Source organism: Microbulbifer mixtoriginis (SeqCode) (assembly GCF_052467705.1).
This window is the reverse complement of record NZ_CP174322.1, coordinates 3,878,462-3,893,518: the sequence shown is the minus strand read 5'-3', so window position 1 is coordinate 3,893,518 and position 15,057 is coordinate 3,878,462. Positions and strand designations below refer to the sequence as shown.

Genomic DNA, 15,057 nt, shown 5'->3' with positions numbered 1-15,057 from the left:
AGCTAGCCGACTACTTTGCCGAGTTGGAAAATCGGGAGGTACATGGCGATAAGCAGACCGCCGACTAGTACGCCGAGAACGGCCATAATCATCGGCTCAATTAGAGTGGTTAAATTGTCAACGGCATTGTCAACTGCTTCTTCGTAAAAATCAGCAGCCTTGCTGAGCATTTCATCCAGTGCTCCGGACTCTTCGCCAATGGAGGTCATTTGTACTAGCATCATGGGATAAAGTCCGGATTGACGCATAGCGGTATTCAAAGGGACGCCCGTGGCAACTGAATCGCGTATTTTTAGCGTGGCTTGCTCATAAACATAGTTACCCGTGGCTCCAGCTACCGATCTCAAAGCATCGATCAGTGGAACCCCGGCAGCAAATGTTGTTGAAAGAGTACGGGCAAATCGAGCTGCAATGGAGTTATAAGTTATCGTGCCAATGATAGGTAATTTTAGGGTGAGTTTTCCAAAGAATCTATCGACGGACTTGTTTCGCTTCTTGGCTTCTAGGGTCCCACCTATCCCAAGGATGGCGCTAATTAAAGCAATAAACCAATAAGATTGCATCCATTCTGAGATGCCTACTACAAATAAGGTGAAGGCTGGAAGCTCTGCACCGAAACCTGCAAAGGTCTCTGCAAACTGAGGTACAACCTTGATTAAGAGTATAGAGGTTACAATGACTGCAATAACAATTACTGCAAGTGGGTATGTCATTGCTTTTTTTATCTTGGCTTTAAGAGATTCAGTTTTTTCTTTATAAGTAGCAATGCGATCAAGCATCACTTCAAGTGCACCGGATTGCTCGCCTGAGGCAATTAGATTGCAAAATAAGTCATCAAAATAAAGGGGGTGCTTACGCAGAGCGTCTGCAAAAGCAGTGCCAGAGGCAACTTCATCCCGAATTTTGAATATTAGCTCCCTCATCCCTTCATTATCCAGGCCATCTGCAACAATTTCAAAACTTTGTACCAAGGGTACGCCAGCCTTCATCATGGTTGCCAATTGTCGGGTAAATAGGGCAACATCCGAGGGTTTTACTTTCTTTTTGCCCCCGCCAAATAGTGGTTTGGGTTTTTTTTGTACGCGGCTGGCAATGATACCCTGCTTACGCAGTTGTGCTTTTATCAATGCGGGGCTGGTCCCGCTGATCTCACCTTGAACCTTAGCCCCTTTGCTATCCACACCTTTATAGATATATGCGACTGCTGCGGCATTGGCCATACTTTTTATCCTGATTCTTTTGTTGGCTGGACTCACGTCATGCCTGGTATCTATTTTACTTTGGGGCTCCAGAAACTCATATGCAGGCTGAGCACTGTAGTTTGTTGACATCACTGCAGGCGTCCCCCTTTAAGAGATTAGCTTTACGAGTTTAATCTTTGGTGACTCGATTGGCTTCTTCTAGACTAGTAATACCCAATACTACTTTGCGCAATGCCGAGGTCCTGAGGTTGTTAAAGCCCTCTTTACGTGCCTGGTCGGCAATCTGAATGGAGTTACCGCCCTCCATTATAATTCTGGAGATGCCATCGGTGATGCGAACCACTTCATACACACCCACACGGCCTTTGTAGCCATTCGAGCAATGTTCGCAGCCGACAGGCTGGTAAATTGTCCAGTCACTTTTGAGAATGCTGACAGTCGAGAAGCCTTCAGCCTCCAAGACTTCATTCGGAAGTGTTGTAGCTTTTTTGCATTCATTGCATAAGCGCCTTGCCAAGCGCTGAGCGATAATAACACTGACAGAAGTGGCAATATTGAAAGTGGGAACCCCCATATTCATCAGGCGCGTGAGGGTTTCCGGCGCTGAGTTTGTATGTAGCGTAGAAAGCACTAAGTGCCCGGTTTGTGCGGCCTTAATGGCAATTTCTGCAGTTTCCAGGTCCCTAATCTCTCCTACCATCACAATATCAGGATCTTGCCGTAGGAAAGAGCGCAGGGCTTCAGCGAAATTTAGTCCAACTTTGTTGGAGACATTAACCTGATTGATCCCCTCCAGGTTGATTTCTACCGGGTCTTCAGCAGTAGATATGTTGAGTTCAGGAGTGTTGAGAATATTGAGGCCGGTGTATAGAGAAACTGTTTTACCTGAACCAGTGGGGCCGGTAACCAGGATCATCCCTTGGGGTTGTGCCAGGGCATCCATGTAGATCTTTTTTTGTTCCTCTTCATAGCCTAGGGCATCAATCCCCAGTTTCGCCGAAGAGGGGTCGAGTATCCGCAAAACAATCTTCTCTCCCCATAGGGTTGGCAAACTGTTTACCCGGAAGTCGATAGCCTTGGTCTTGGACAGCTTCATTTTAATCCGGCCGTCCTGGGGTACTCGCCGTTCCGAGATATCCATCTTCGACATCACTTTCAAGCGGGCCGATAGACGTGTTGCTAACTGAATCGGAGGCCTGGCAATTTCATGGAGCACACCATCAGTGCGAAAGCGCACCCGGTAAGACTTTTCGTAGGGTTCAAAGTGGATATCGGAAGCCCCGGTGCGAATAGCGTCAAGAAGAACCTTATTGACAAAGCGAACAACTGGGGCTTCGTCTCCTCCCGGCTCGCTCTCATCGTCGGATTCAGATTCGCTTTCGCCAACATTGAGCGAGTCGAGCTCTTCATCATCAATACCTTCTAGCCCCCCCCCGATATCTCCGCCATCAGAGAGGTAGCTCTCTATCGCCTTGCCTAGCTTGTCAGCTTCTACTAAAACCGCGTCTGTACTGAGGCCGGTATTGAAATTGATCTCGTCCAATCCTGCCAAGTTGGTAGGATCTGCCACGGCGATAAAGAGGCGGTTACCTCGCTTGAAGAGAGGTAGGGCGAAATGCTTACTGATTAATTTGTCGTCAACAATACCCTTGGGGATCATTTCGAAGTTGTAACTACCCAGGTCAAAGAGTGGAGTGCCAAAGGCAAGGGAGGCAATATTGGCAAGCTCCCGGCTTTTCACGAGTTTGGCTTCCACGGCATGCTGGGCAAAACTCTGCCTTGCGCGCTGGGCTGCCTTAAGGGCGGAGGCGGCGGTGGTTTCGTTGAGGATTTGGTCTGCTACCAGGCGTTTTGCCAGGCCACTTAGGGGGGAGCTTGTCATTGAGGAAACCGCTGTTGATGCCGCCGCACTCTCAAACTGGGTTAAGTTGAGCGCACTAATGTTTAATTTTTGTTCCAATAATCGTTATGGTAGAGGAACCTAGAGTGAGGCAAATATAGCGAATAAAGTTTAGTGAGCCAATTAGGCATTTGGTTGGCTAAGGGCCACCGACAGATAAAACGATTGATGTCCAAAGATGACATTTTTTGTCAATTACTGGGTTGGGATGTCAGTAATATTAGTAACTCTCAGAAAATTTCCTGTATTAGTGATTACTCTCTCACTTGTGAAGACGAGATAGTGCCCTGTCTTGCCAAACTTGGCATAAACCTTGTATCTTGTTTCGCGACTTCCTCACGGGATTCACTTATTTAAAAAGTCTGTATGGAGACGGTTACAATGAAAAAGCAACAAGGTTTTACTCTTATTGAACTGATGATTGTGGTTGCGATCATCGGAATTTTGGCCGCGGTAGCAGTTCCTGCTTACCGTGACTATGTTACCACCTCTCACGGTGGTGCTGCCCAGAAAGCAGTACAAGGGTATGTCACTAAGGGACTGTCCTGTGTTCAGACAGGTAAACAGTGCGCCTCCTTGAAAGCTGATGCTGGTGCCACCACAGGTCTTTCTGTAAATCCTGCAGATCCAGCACAAGACACAGCTCTTACTATTAGTTTTGATGATGATACTTGTGTTGTGAACGCGGTAATAACCTCTGCTGGTGCGCTATCTTATACTGCCAAGAAGGGCGCAAAGGCAGGCAGTGATGTTACCGATGAGCAGTGCGTAGAAGGTGCTGGCCCTAACGTTGCAAAAGCTACCTAATAAGGCTTGCTCTTTTGAAAGTTTACAAATAACTTTTGGTTATTTGCTGGCCTCTGTGAAAACAGAGGCCTTTTAGATTTTGCTAATTATCTCTTATCTCTTATTTCAGATTTTTTCAGTTTCATTCAAGGGCTCCGATCTAAGTTTATGAGCTTTCTCGCTACAAGCATGTTTTTTGTACATTTCTCACCAGCTAAAAACACTAGGCTAAAAAGGTGTTTTTAGGTCGTTTTATGTAAGAAATTATTTTTGACATGTGTGCCGGTTAGGTTTTTAAGTAAGTCAGTTTAGATTTCTTGGTTTGTTTTCATTGCGTATGATTAAAAAAGAGAAAGATTTTTAAGCTCAAATTGTTAAAGGTGGCTTTGATTTCAAGTGGGGCTTAATTTTCTTTGGGGAGTAATGTTTATATCTCTTTATCATATTTCTAATATGGTAAATACTTCTACGAGCTCGCCACATAAATGAGGCCGACAATTTATTAGAGGCTAATTTACAGCTTGATTAGCGTGGTTGGTATAGAGCATAAAAAGATAGAGTAAGCGGGTGAATTGCCTGGCGATTGAGTGGAAATGATTTCCTAATTATTAAAAACACCGTTTAACTTACTTGCGTCGGAGATACCTTCTACCCCCCCCTGCTCTTAGGGTTTTCTATTTTTCCAGCAAACAGATAAAGCCATTTTTGCGACTAAATAGTTTCTTTCAAAGAGGGGCGCCGGTTAGTTTTACATCATGCAATGAATACATGTGCTTGTATTTGTAAGTTTAGCATTAAGGGTTTTGTGTGATAACTTCATCTCTTTTGCTGAAGTTGCGGTAGCGGTGCCCCTTAGGAGCCCCTTTGTTGTCGACCACCAGCATCCTCTTGAAACCTTGCTGCTTTTTTTTCAGGTTTCAGCCTTCCTCTTTAGGAGGGGTGTGTCTCTGTAGTATGTTGCTCTCCTTATTTAGTCTGCGCTTATGGAATGGCTGCGTTTCAAAGGCGTGGTAACTTTTTTCTGTGTGGACGGTAGGGGGGGTAATTTGTCTTTCTGTCAAATTTTATAGTTGTGTATATTGTTTGGGTTGCCGTCTGTATCGTGTTCTTCACATATAAATAAAATCAGGCTATAGATTTCCCTTCAAATTAACGCCTGAAAGTGCCTGAGATCCCAGTCTTTCTTGTAATTTATCTATAAGATTTTGACTTATACTGTTTGTATTTAACACTCTGCTTTCAAGAAGGTCGTCATTCAACCTTTCAGGGCTCTGCGGGTTAAGTTTGGTACAAGATAGGCTCAATGAGTGAATGGGTTTATTAAAAGAAATTTTTTTAAGTCGAAGTTTGGTCTGTGCAATCAGCTCCTGCTCTTCTGGTTTTGAAAAAGATATCTCTATATTGAAGTGGGTTGTTGGTATTTTGTTATTTTGTAGTTGCCAGTGTAATTTTTGGGGAGGGAGCCCATGGCGCTGTAGCCGCTGACAAAGTTCTCGAAGAAGGAGGCTGCAAGGGTGCAGCAGCTGTTCACCGTTGCTTAGTGGTCTTGAAAAAAGTAATTTTTTATCGAAGTAGGTAGATTGCGAATGGTAAGTGACAGGGGCCTGTTGGCTGCCGTTGATTCTAGCAAGATAATTGATAAAAACACTACCAAAATATGCTTCTAACTCCGATAAGGGCAGCGCTAGTAATTGGCTGACACGTCTGAAACCGTGGGAGTAGAGTTCTTCTATGGTTTTGTTATCGCAAGCGAGTAGCTTGCAGGGAGAGTTGTTGATCCATTCCCTCCACTGCTGTGGAGTCGGTGGGCTGTGGGTTTGTTGGAGCCATTGGCGGTGTTCGGGTAATTTGTTGAATAGTAGTGCGGCGCTGGGGCTAAGGCCAAGCCCCATGTAAAAGTCAATATCCATTTGTTCAAGATCCTGCTGTATTTGATCCAGGAGTGCCCTGAGTCCGCCATGGGTGTTTAAGCAGTTAGCCAGCTCAAGGTAAAGCGCCGGGTGGTGTTTACCCTGTTCTGGGTTTGAGATTTGTGCAGAAACTGCCGAAGTAAAGCTGAACCCCCATTGCGCCAGCTCATCCAGTTGCTGCTGCTCCCTTTTTCTATCACGGAGCAATATTTGGAGGTCTGGGCACAAGATGCGAGCGGTGGCAGAGCTCAAACCAGCAATGACTCCACACTCGAAGGCGGCTTTATTTGCCTCCACTATGATTTGCTTTTCCACTATCGCCAATGGTTGGCTTCTCTCCTCTGTCGTCTGAGCCCGGATGAGCGCCTCTAGGGGAAGTTTAGGGAATCGTATACAGAGCCAGAGCATGAAGTGTCTCGTTGAAGAAGCTTAGTGTAAGGCTTGGTGATGTCGTTTTGATGCGCTGTTCTGCCGGAGGCTTAGCCGAAGGTGTTGACCGCTAGGGCCACCCACTTGCTTCAGTAGTCTGAGGGCAAGTTTTTCTGGCTTGCTATGCAGCTGTAGTCGTAGCGTGGCCGGTGAGGGCTGGGGGGCTTCTGACTGGGGGCGGAAGTGGAAGTGAAGACAGCCGTTTTTTTCGGCGGATTGCTGCAGGCGCTGCAGCTCTCGATAACTTATCGCCTGCTCGCCCTGCCAGCTCAAAACTGCGGAACAGCCTCCGGATTGTAGGGACTGCTCTATGGCCCAGAGGCAGTCCCTCTTGTCGCGGGGATGGACTAATAATAGCTGTTCCAGCTGAACGCCATACTGGATGAGCGTTCTGGCGCAGGGAGTAAATGGGGGTTTGATGAGAGCCACCATCTCTCCTTTTTGGGTTAGTTCAGCGAGTAGAGGTAGTAGGAGGCTCAATGCGTTGGAGTTTGCCTGGGCTACAAGCAGCTCAGTAGTGCTACCGTGCGGCCAGCCGCAGTATTTGAGAAGGGCGTCCAAGCTGGTGAAACCGGTAGTGGTCCCTGCGTTTTGGGGTTCATTGGCTGCTTGGCAGGCCTTCTTGTCTCTAAAGTGTCGCAGTCTGATTGAGGAGCCGGCTTGGTTTCCCAAGTGATTGTTTTGTATGAAATTTTTGGCTTTGTTCACATTGCCACCCCGTATTCTTGTCTCGGTCTTCAATCGGATCTAACCAGGAGACTGTATGTATATACAGTTTATTGTAGATTTATACAGTAGTTAGCGGTTGGCGACAAGGTCGTAAGGCGTCGATTGGCACTTTTTTGCACAGTCTAAACCGGCTATGATTCCGCCTCTTTTGTTGAGCACTGATTATTCTTTTAGGGGGACGGAGTGAGTATCAAGTCCGATAAGTGGATTCGCCGCATGGCTGAGCAGCACGGCATGATTGAGCCTTTTGAGCCGGGCCAGGTGCGCCATGGCAATGATGGCGAGCGACTCATCTCCTACGGTACTTCGAGTTACGGTTACGATGTGCGCTGTGCTGGCGAGTTTAAGATCTTTACCAACGTGCATTCGGCTACCGTGGACCCCAAGACCTTCGATGAAAACAGCTTTGTCGATGTGGAAGGGGAGTACTGTATCATCCCACCGAACTCCTTTGCCTTGGCGCGTACCGTGGAGTATTTCCGTATTCCGCGCTCAGTACTGACTATCTGTCTGGGTAAATCCACCTATGCGCGCTGCGGCATAATCGTCAATGTAACGCCGCTGGAGCCAGAGTGGGAAGGGCATGTGACCCTTGAGTTTTCAAATACCACCAATCTGCCGGCGAAGATCTACGCCAATGAAGGTATCGCTCAGATGTTGTTCTTCGAGTCTGATGAAGTCTGCGATGTGTCCTATGCGGATCGCGGTGGTAAGTACCAGGGGCAGCGCGGCGTGACCCTGCCTCGTACCTGATACTTGGGTGATTGCGCAGCCCTAATTCATGAGTGATGTATCCCATAGCCAGCTGCCTAAAAGTGTCGATGTACTGATTATCGGCGCCGGGGCAGCGGGTTTAATGTGCGCCGCCACTGCCGGCCAGCGCGGCCGAAACGTACTGGTATTGGATCATGCCAATAAAGTTGGCAAGAAGATCCTGATGTCCGGCGGCGGCCGCTGTAATTTCACCAACCTCTACACCAGTGCGGAAAATTTCTACAGCCGCAATCCCCATTTTTGTAAGTCTGCCCTGGCGCGCTATAGCCAGTGGGACTTTATTGCATTGGTGGAAAAGCATGGGGTTTCCTACCATGAGAAAACACTGGGCCAGTTGTTTTGCGACAACAAGTCCAAGGATATTCTCGACCTGTTATTGGCGGAGTGCCGTGCAGCCAAAGCTCAGGTTCGCACCCGTTGTGCCATATCCTCAATAGAGTCGGGGCAAAGTGGTTATCGTGTTGAGACCAGCCTAGGGCTGGTTCACTGTGAGTCCCTAGTCGTGGCTACTGGTGGATTGTCGATACCCACCATGGGGGCCACTGGCTTTGGCTATGATATCGCTCGCCAGTTTGGGCTCAATATCATTCCCACTCGTGCGGCCTTGGTGCCCTTTACCCAGCACAAGCGCCATTTGGAGCGACAGGCTAGCCTACCGGGCAGCTCGCTTAGTGTGACGGCCTCCTGTGATGAGGGTAGCTTTCACGAGCAGATGCTGTTTACTCACCGAGGTTTGAGCGGACCGGCAGTGTTACAAATATCCAGCCACTGGCGCGAAGGCGAAAAGGTGACTTTCGATCTGGCCCCGGATCGTGATCTGGCCGATTGGCTGCAACAGCGTCGCCGGGAGAGCCCAGAGATTCACTTGCACAGTGTTTTGGCTGAGCTTTGGACTAAGAAGCTTGTGCAGTTTTTCCTACAGCGGCAGCATATCGACAGCCGTCCCCTTAAGCAGTTTACTGAAATAGAGCTGCAGGAACTCGGAGCCAAGTTGCAAGCCTGGACGCTGGTTCCCGATGGCACCGAAGGCTATCGCACTGCAGAAGTTACCCTCGGCGGTGTGGATACAGATCAGATTTCTTCGCGTACTATGGAGTGCAAAACCCAGCCAGGGCTTTATTTTGTGGGTGAAGTACTCGATGTGACTGGCTGGCTGGGGGGCTTTAATTTTCAGTGGGCCTGGGCTTCCGGGCACGCGGCGGGGGAGGTCGCCTGATATGGGAGATGTGATTCCTTTTAAAAGAAAAACCACCTGGCAGAAACATAAGGGCAGCACTCTTTGCCGGGAAGGTTTTCATAAGTGGAAAGTGGTTACCGAGCGCAAGTTTGATGTTAAGCAGGGCAAGCTCGTCACAGAGTATTGCTGTGAGCGCTGTGGAAAAACCAAGACCAAGTTGCTTTAGAGTGGCTCGCTAGAGAAAACGCAGCTTCCTGAATGTTGCTCATTGTCCCGGTAGCTCTTATCCCGGATAACCCCTGGTGCGTTAGGCGCACCAGGGGCTGCGCCATGCATTAACTCTGAGCCTGACGATTCTCCATTAAACACTAATAACGATAGTAGCGTCCGCGATAGCGATAGTAGTCTCTGCGTTTTCTTTCTCTATCGTAGAGATAGCCTGCCCCTGCGCCAATCACGGCGCCTGCTGCGGTGCCACCGGGCCGACCTCCACTGATTAGGGCGCCGGTAACGGCACCGACGCCGATGCCGGTTCCGATGCGACGGTCGGTATCGCTCATATTGGCACAGCCTTGCCCGCCGAGGCCTAGGGCCAATACTGCGGTTAAGCTGAGGTATTTAATCGCTTTGATACGCATAGTCACCCCTTTCAGTGATGCTTGAGGGATAGATATTCGGTAAGACAGACCGAATAATTTCGCAGCCAGTGTAGGGTGGAGATAAGTCAGCAACAAATATCTAAGCTGTGGGCTGCGTATAGCACAAAATAAGAGATTTGAAGGATTTTGCGATGTTTGAAAAGCAACAATTGATTGATATTGCCCAAACTCCAATGCCATTCGGTAAGTATGCGGGTAGAGTACTTATCGATCTTCCTGAGGAGTACCTGCTTTGGTTTGCCAAAAAGGGTTTTCCTACTGGGAAGTTGGGGCAGTTGATGGCTCTGACGTTGGAGATCAAAATTGAAGGGCTGGAAGGGCTGATTGCGCCGTTAAAATAATCTGAAGATGTTCATTGTTGTCTCTTGGTAAAAGTCAAAAAAATCTAAGTAAGTGACCACTTTAAAAACTCCTAGGCTGCTCTTTTCTTTGTTTCGTTTTCCATGATTTTTTGTGGAAAAAATGCCTACTAGCTTGGTTAAGAGCATGTTATACCAGTACCTTGATTTTGATTTTCTAGGTTGCGAGTCTAGTATGTAAATGCCTAGGTGAGCTTTGCGGAGCGAAGCGTTAACAACAAGCGGTCCGTAATGGAGACTGGACTAACCCGGAAATAGGCCCACAGCGGGTGACCACTGGTCTGAATGATTTCAGCGAGGTTAAAGCGGGAGTAGAGCCAGTCATATTAAAGAGGGAGCGGTCGAAATGAATTCGGCCGCTAATTAATTGTATCTGCTCAAAATATTTTCCTTAATTTTTGCTGATTTTTATCGGTAACTATTGGAATTCTAAGAAATTTTGCAATTAGCTCTGTGGGATAAAAGAAAATCGTTGATTGTTAAATGTAGAGGGTGTTGGGGAAAACCCCGGCAGTGGATTTACCGGGGCTGGATCAGCTAAGAAAGTTCAAGCGATAAATTAAAGCGGTATACGAACAACTACACCACCCATAGTTTCGCCAAGCTCAAAATTATCTCGTGGACTATCCGCGTGGTCATTGTGACAGCTGACACAAGCTGGGGATACACCCACATCGGCATAAACCGCGGTAAAGTATTCGGTATCACCGAGTGTCTCACGGCCATAGAAGTTTTTACCTGGGTTGTCGATGACAAACTGCAAGCCTTGCTTTTCCATTTCGGTACGCGGCTTGTTCTGTTTGTTTACCGGCCATAGGGACAGCAGGGCGTAGCTGAAGCCAGATTCTTTTTCCGCGACTCGCTCAGCACCCATTCGCATCATTTGTGCGGGCAACGGCAGCAATTTTTTATCCTGCCAGTGCTCGTCGGCATCCAGAACTTTTTCCTCATTTTGCAAACGGTTAACTACCTTGTTGGTGTAATTGGCTCTGTCTGCCTCAATCACGGCAAAGATAGCATCCGCCATTCGCTCAGGTGCCACGCCCTGGTTTTTTTCACAGCCAGTGAGTAGGGCCAGTCCGGCGATAAAACAAGCGGCAATACGCATAATGTTCCCCTCCTATTGGGATTGTGTTTGCTTATTTTTGCTTTTGGAAATTCTTGCAATGCGGTCGCGGATTAAGTCAAACGTTTCATGCTTATCCGCAGGCTTATACTTGAAATTCTGAGAGATCAGTTTTTCGTCCGCCATGGCTGCTAGGGAAAACTCCGCTCCATGGCAGTTCAGGCAGACAGGCAACATTTTTTCATTGGGGCGGAGATTGTGGTTCTGGTTATGATTGACCACAACCTGTTCTCCGTGGGTTTCCCGCGGCAAGTGACAGCTGGCACAGCTAACGCCGTTTTCTGGATCTGCTTGCCAGGTATTGAAGTGCGGCGATTCCTTGTAGGCCAAGCTGTGCTCATCGCTGTGGCAGCTGAGACAGGATTCCACAGCAGCGAACTGCAAGTCGACATCGTGCGGGCCGTGACAACTGGTGCAACTGAGTTCCCCGGAAGCGTCAGACTGCATGGGTATCCAGGCCTGATGTGGCGTCATGGCACCAACCTGTTGAACAAATTCCTGTGGCAACTTGGATGAGAGGCGCATTCCGTGTTTACCTTGGGTAAAAGATTCCCGTTGCTCGCTGTGGCAGCTCGCACACTGTTCTACAACCTCAGCACTAGTAAATTGCATTTGTCCATTGGTGTGGCAGCTGCTGCAGTTCACGTCCACTTGAGCATGGGGGCTTTGCGCCCAAGTCTCAGCGATTCCTGCAGCTGCAGTTTCTTCCTGTATATCCGCCTGCTGCACCTGTAGGGGGTGGGCATCGGGATGTTCCTGTAACCAGGATTGCATGGCGGTACGGGTCGGAAGCTTTGCCTCCTCGAGCAAATCGGGTTGTCCGGCATGAGCGATTAAGAAATCTTCATAAAGGGTGCCGTTATCGTGGTAGTTGTGGCAGCCGGCGCTGGCGCAGGTCTCGAAGCCCATACCTTCATGGCTACTGCGCTCTTCGGCAATTTCGCTGTGGCAATGAAAGCAGAAATCCCCGGCCAGGCTGACACCCATTTCGCGAGTAATTTGCTGTTTGTGTTCTGTGTGGCAGCTGATGCACTGACGCGCATCCAGGGTTTCCAGCAATTGGGCGTTACGGGGGTCGAGGAATTTTTTGCGCGGATGGGAGTCATCGGCCAGCTCTAATTCTTCTGCGTGGCAGCTTAGGCAAGATTGCTGAATAGATTCCTCCCCTGAAAACCCATCGGTATGACAAGAAGTGCAAGCGAGTTCTATCTGATGATGGCCATGTGTGGGCTCGCCAGTTATAAATAAAGACTTGTCATCTGCCGTTAGGTTATAGGAAGCGTAGGCACCTACAACCAGGGTCAACAGTAGTCCGTAATGCCAAAATTTAAATTGATAAGATTTCATTTAGAAGTAATAAACCGCAAGAATGTGATAGGCGAGGAGTACCGGCAGTGCCCAAAGTAAGGCGTAGTGAACGCGTGACCACCACTTGCGATGTTCGCGTAGTCTGAGATCGGTCCAGTGATGGTTGCGGGCCATAAAAACACCAACAAGGGAGCCTGTAGCAGTAACCCCAAGGAAGACCAGCATGAGTGCGAGGTTGAGGTTTTGCCCCATACGGAAGCCTGTGTGCACAGCAAGTGCGACCACGGCAACTACCCCAGTAAGGCTGTGGGCGTAGCGCCAGTGATCCACATGGCCGAAAGATAGTTTTTTCCAGCGCTTTCGCACACTGAGTGCAGCGGTAAAAAAACACAGCGCGAGAATCGTGTAGCCGGTTACCTGTTTCCAGAAGTTGTCGTACCAGAGTTTTTCCCAGAATTGGCCGGCCTGTACCGAGTCGGATATTGGCGGGGGTGGCATCAGGAATGACAAGGTAATTAAAAGTAACGATATGATCGAAGTGATTAATATACCCTTGGCGTGGCGCATAACCAGATTAGGCGCAGGGGTATCGAGTAGCTCGGCCATTAAGGGGCGGCAGCTGCCGCAGACAGATCCGGCGGTGGTTGCCTGCTGTAGTTCGTTTAACGTGCGCTTGCCTTCGGAAATAGCCTTGCATAATTCCCCTTTACTGACGGAATTACACTGGCACACCAGGTAGCTGTCGGGAAAACTCTTGATACTGTTTGAGGTCTGTAGGCCAAATAGACGGCCCTCGTCTGCAAACTGCTTAAGCGCTTGAGCACTGACTTTTTCCTCCTGAGCCACCGCTTGGCGCAAGCTGTTGGCCTCATCCCAGCTGCCAATATAAATAGCACCGAGAATGCGCCCATCTTGAACAAATAGCCGGCGATAAATACCCTTGAACCGATTACGGAAAACGTGACTCTGTAAATTACCCTGCTGATGAAGGTTGTCGGAGGCAACGTCTCCCATAATAGCGCAAGGAATATGGGCGATTTTGAGTTGGATATCTGTGTAACTGCCGGAGTAGGGGCGCTCTAAAATCTCCCCACCATGTTCGCGGCGAATATGTGAACAACAGCTTTCCGCCTGCTCATAACCGGGGCGAACCAGCTGATAAACCTTTTGATCAAACTCGGCACATTCACCAATTGCGTAAACATCCGGATCGGAGGTTTGCATCCATTCGTTGACTACAACCCCTCTATCGATTTTTAGTCCGGCTTTTTGGGCAAGGGCGACTTCCGGCTGAATACCAGTGCAAAGAACAATAGCATCGACGCAGAGGTTTTCGCCATCCTCAAAGTGTAAATTGGATTTTTCTTCCTGCTGCTCAATTGACTTAAGAATTGAGCCAGTTTTCAGCTGCACACCAAGGGCGGCAAGAGAGGATTTTAAAAACTCTTCGCCTTCCTCACCTAAAAGGCCACTTAGTAATTTTCCGCGGGATTGAAGTGTGACAGTATTTTTCGGTGTTTTTAGAGCCGTTGCCGCTTCCAGTCCCAAGGCGCCGGCGCCGATCACACAAATATCGGCGTGCCGTTCCCGCAGGGCGATTAGATCATTGGTATTGCGCAGGCTGCGAAAGGGGTAAACGCTGGGTAAGCCTGCACCGGGGATTGTGGGAATTTTGGGGTTGGAGCCGGTGGCTAGAATCAGCTTGGTGTAGGGCTGAACATTACCGGCAGCATCTGTTACCGTTTTTTTGACACGGTCTATAGAGACGATTTTACGGTCGATATATTCTGCGAGGCGGTGGTCAGTTTTACCTAGGATGGGATTATCCAGTTCCTCCCGTTCCACATGGCGAGAGAGGTACTGAGATAATTTTACACGATTATAAGGTGATTCTGTTTCCGCTCCATAGATAACAATTTGCGCTTCGTCACAGAATTCAAGCAGTTTTTGTGCGCAGCGAACCCCGACCGGCCCAGTGCCTACAATTACATAAATCGGATAGCTGCTGTCGCTGGTGCGGGCGCCATCTGGTAAATATTGACGAGCAGCTGAACTTTCTAGTTCAGTCATATTTCCCCCGAATCCCCCGGCTTTTACTACTGGCCTTTTGTCCTTTTTGTTTTAAGCCACAAAGCTTTCAGAACTTCCTAGACCAATATTCCACCGTTATGAGTTTTTTTAAATTCTAATTTCTATATGTTTAAACAAAATTAAATAAACGTCTAGTGTTGAATAGAAATCGCGAGAGAGAATAGGAAGGTATGGGAGGTCAGGCTGGAAAGTTTTTTTAAGTTGTTGTTATTGTTCGCTTTTTTTGAAGCTAGCTTCAGCAAAAAAAGTGGCTGACCTGATTGTGGTTGCCACTTTTTATTTGTTGAGGGAAAATTTTTAATCAGGTCTTCGCTGTCAATACCTATTAGGTGGGTAAGTTTGATTAGCCCTGGGGTGTAGCTTTAAATAAGCTAAAAAATATGCACTCCACTCTTATGGGCTAGATGCGCTTATCCGAAATAATTCCAAAATAATTTTCACTTACCTGTCGGGTGTGCGTCTAACGCTTTTGGGTTGGTAAGCGGTTTTTAGAAAAATATTTTGAGTCAGCGAGGGCCTGGAGCCAGGCTTCTAAAGGGAAAAGGTTTGCGCCCCGTCCTTGTGGGTCGCAGACATTCATTCAAAGTATTTTTTAATAAGTTGTTAC

Annotated in this window: 13 protein-coding genes and 1 pseudogene; 5 read left to right on the top strand and 9 right to left on the bottom strand. The window is 48.1% G+C overall.

Annotation, left to right across the window (positions count from 1 at the left end; translation table 11 throughout):
* Positions 1-2: 2 nt before the first annotated feature.
* Together ACJJIB_RS17025 and pilB are read right to left on the bottom strand one after the other, a co-directional pair.
* Positions 3-1,220, bottom strand: coding sequence for a type II secretion system F family protein (locus tag ACJJIB_RS17025; RefSeq protein WP_444886935.1), 1,218 nt, complete (start codon positions 1,218-1,220; stop codon positions 3-5).
* A gap of 151 nt (positions 1,221-1,371) precedes the next feature.
* Positions 1,372-3,084 carry a type IV-A pilus assembly ATPase PilB gene (gene pilB / locus ACJJIB_RS17020; protein WP_444886934.1) on the bottom strand — a complete coding sequence of 571 codons (1,713 nt, stop codon included), beginning with the start codon at positions 3,082-3,084 and terminating at the stop codon, positions 1,372-1,374.
* Positions 3,085-3,483: 399 nt separating this feature from the next.
* On the opposite strand from pilB, the gene ACJJIB_RS17015 reads away from it, so the two are divergent.
* The gene (locus tag ACJJIB_RS17015; protein ID WP_444886933.1) at positions 3,484-3,909 is read left to right on the top strand and encodes a type IV pilin protein; all 426 of its coding nucleotides are present in this window, start codon (positions 3,484-3,486) and stop codon (positions 3,907-3,909) included.
* A 1,109-nt stretch (positions 3,910-5,018) separates the two neighbouring features.
* Here ACJJIB_RS17015 and ACJJIB_RS17010 read toward each other — a convergent pair.
* The 3 genes and pseudogenes from ACJJIB_RS17010 to imuA form a co-directional block, all read right to left on the bottom strand.
* Complete coding sequence (locus tag ACJJIB_RS17010; RefSeq protein WP_444888941.1) at positions 5,019-5,798, bottom strand: DinB/UmuC family translesion DNA polymerase; 780 nt, start codon at positions 5,796-5,798, stop codon at positions 5,019-5,021.
* A 6-nt stretch (positions 5,799-5,804) separates the two neighbouring features.
* Positions 5,805-6,206, bottom strand: a pseudogene (locus ACJJIB_RS17005) (Y-family DNA polymerase); the annotation flags it as partial.
* Between the two features lie 21 nt (positions 6,207-6,227).
* Positions 6,228-6,935 carry a translesion DNA synthesis-associated protein ImuA gene (gene imuA, locus ACJJIB_RS17000; protein ID WP_444886932.1) on the bottom strand — a complete coding sequence of 236 codons (708 nt, stop codon included), beginning with the start codon at positions 6,933-6,935 and terminating at the stop codon, positions 6,228-6,230.
* 204 nt (positions 6,936-7,139) lie between these two features.
* Here imuA and dcd point away from each other — a divergent pair, with 204 nt between their 5' ends.
* Genes dcd through ACJJIB_RS16985 form a run of 3 tightly spaced genes read left to right on the top strand, consistent with a single transcriptional unit; the run spans position 7,140 to position 9,133 of the window.
* Positions 7,140-7,709, top strand: coding sequence for a dCTP deaminase (dcd, locus tag ACJJIB_RS16995; RefSeq protein WP_152454498.1), 570 nt, complete (start codon positions 7,140-7,142; stop codon positions 7,707-7,709).
* Between the two features lie 28 nt (positions 7,710-7,737).
* Complete coding sequence (locus tag ACJJIB_RS16990; RefSeq protein ID WP_444886931.1) at positions 7,738-8,946, top strand: BaiN/RdsA family NAD(P)/FAD-dependent oxidoreductase; 1,209 nt, start codon at positions 7,738-7,740, stop codon at positions 8,944-8,946.
* Between the two features lies 1 nt (position 8,947).
* Complete coding sequence (locus ACJJIB_RS16985) at positions 8,948-9,133, top strand: hypothetical protein (protein ID WP_252082943.1); 186 nt, start codon at positions 8,948-8,950, stop codon at positions 9,131-9,133.
* Positions 9,134-9,275: 142 nt separating this feature from the next.
* Here ACJJIB_RS16985 and ACJJIB_RS16980 read toward each other — a convergent pair whose 3' ends face one another.
* Complete coding sequence (locus ACJJIB_RS16980) at positions 9,276-9,545, bottom strand: YMGG-like glycine zipper-containing protein (protein ID WP_444886930.1); 270 nt, start codon at positions 9,543-9,545, stop codon at positions 9,276-9,278.
* Between the two features lie 152 nt (positions 9,546-9,697).
* Between ACJJIB_RS16980 and ACJJIB_RS16975 the strand changes: the two genes are divergently transcribed.
* On the top strand, positions 9,698-9,907 hold the full coding sequence (locus ACJJIB_RS16975) for a DUF3820 family protein (RefSeq protein ID WP_444884072.1): 210 nt from the start codon (positions 9,698-9,700) through the stop codon (positions 9,905-9,907).
* A gap of 577 nt (positions 9,908-10,484) precedes the next feature.
* Here ACJJIB_RS16975 and ACJJIB_RS16970 read toward each other — a convergent pair.
* Genes ACJJIB_RS16970 through ACJJIB_RS16960 form a run of 3 tightly spaced genes read right to left on the bottom strand, consistent with a single transcriptional unit; the run spans position 10,485 to position 14,429 of the window.
* Entirely contained in the window at positions 10,485-11,033 is a 549-nt protein-coding gene (locus ACJJIB_RS16970) for a Tll0287-like domain-containing protein (protein WP_252082940.1), read from the bottom strand.
* Positions 11,034-11,045: 12 nt separating this feature from the next.
* Positions 11,046-12,398 (bottom strand): cytochrome c3 family protein, encoded by a 1,353-nt coding sequence (locus ACJJIB_RS16965; protein ID WP_444886929.1) that lies wholly within the window; start codon positions 12,396-12,398, stop codon positions 11,046-11,048.
* On the bottom strand, positions 12,399-14,429 hold the full coding sequence (locus ACJJIB_RS16960) for an FAD-dependent oxidoreductase (protein ID WP_444886928.1): 2,031 nt from the start codon (positions 14,427-14,429) through the stop codon (positions 12,399-12,401).
* Positions 14,430-15,057: the final 628 nt, after the last annotated feature.

Bases quoted from the DNA above. Each gene is read 5' to 3' on its own strand.
- ACJJIB_RS17025 (WP_444886935.1), bottom strand. From the start codon at position 1,220: ATGGCCAATGCCGCAGCAGTCGCATATATCTATAAAGGTGTGGATAGC.
- pilB (WP_444886934.1), bottom strand. From the start codon at position 3,084: ATGACAAGCTCCCCCCTAAGTGGCCTGGCAAAACGCCTGGTAGCAGAC.
- ACJJIB_RS17015 (WP_444886933.1), top strand. From the start codon at position 3,484: ATGAAAAAGCAACAAGGTTTTACTCTTATTGAACTGATGATTGTGGTT.
- ACJJIB_RS17010 (WP_444888941.1), bottom strand. From the start codon at position 5,798: ATGGATATTGACTTTTACATGGGGCTTGGCCTTAGCCCCAGCGCCGCA.
- ACJJIB_RS16990 (WP_444886931.1), top strand. From the start codon at position 7,738: ATGAGTGATGTATCCCATAGCCAGCTGCCTAAAAGTGTCGATGTACTG.
- ACJJIB_RS16985 (WP_252082943.1), top strand. From the start codon at position 8,948: ATGGGAGATGTGATTCCTTTTAAAAGAAAAACCACCTGGCAGAAACAT.
- ACJJIB_RS16980 (WP_444886930.1), bottom strand. From the start codon at position 9,545: ATGCGTATCAAAGCGATTAAATACCTCAGCTTAACCGCAGTATTGGCC.
- ACJJIB_RS16975 (WP_444884072.1), top strand. From the start codon at position 9,698: ATGTTTGAAAAGCAACAATTGATTGATATTGCCCAAACTCCAATGCCA.
- ACJJIB_RS16970 (WP_252082940.1), bottom strand. From the start codon at position 11,033: ATGCGTATTGCCGCTTGTTTTATCGCCGGACTGGCCCTACTCACTGGC.
- ACJJIB_RS16965 (WP_444886929.1), bottom strand. From the start codon at position 12,398: ATGAAATCTTATCAATTTAAATTTTGGCATTACGGACTACTGTTGACC.
- ACJJIB_RS16960 (WP_444886928.1), bottom strand. From the start codon at position 14,429: ATGACTGAACTAGAAAGTTCAGCTGCTCGTCAATATTTACCAGATGGC.